A 275-nucleotide genomic window follows, 5' to 3' on the forward strand; every position below is an offset into this window, starting at 1 on the left:
GGGGATACGGCCAAACAGGTCCACAAGGCAACCGGCTTTATCTTTCAGGAGCCTAGGCTGTTGCCGTGGCTGACCGTTCTTGAAAACGTCAGGTTCGGGCTGGAAGGAAAAAAAGAGGACAAAAATGCCATCGCAAGAAAGTATTTGAAAAGTGTTGGCTTAGCTGAGAGTGAAGCGCTCTACCCAAGAGAATTATCAGGAGGCATGGCCCAACGCGTGGCGATTGCCCGGGCGCTCGTTACGTCCCCTGAAATTCTTTTACTGGATGAGCCATT

Annotated in this window: 1 protein-coding gene; it reads left to right on the top strand. The window is 51.3% G+C overall.

Annotated features, from left to right (window positions below; all coding sequences use genetic code 11):
* Positions 1-60 precede the first annotated feature (60 nt).
* Positions 61-275 (top strand): ATP-binding cassette domain-containing protein (locus SB822_RS56900; protein WP_410859077.1); only part of this gene is annotated, 215 nt, incomplete at its 3' end.

The organism is Paraburkholderia sp. SIMBA_054, from assembly GCF_046534875.1.
Taxonomy (GTDB): Bacteria; Pseudomonadota; Gammaproteobacteria; order Burkholderiales; family Burkholderiaceae; genus Paraburkholderia; species Paraburkholderia hospita.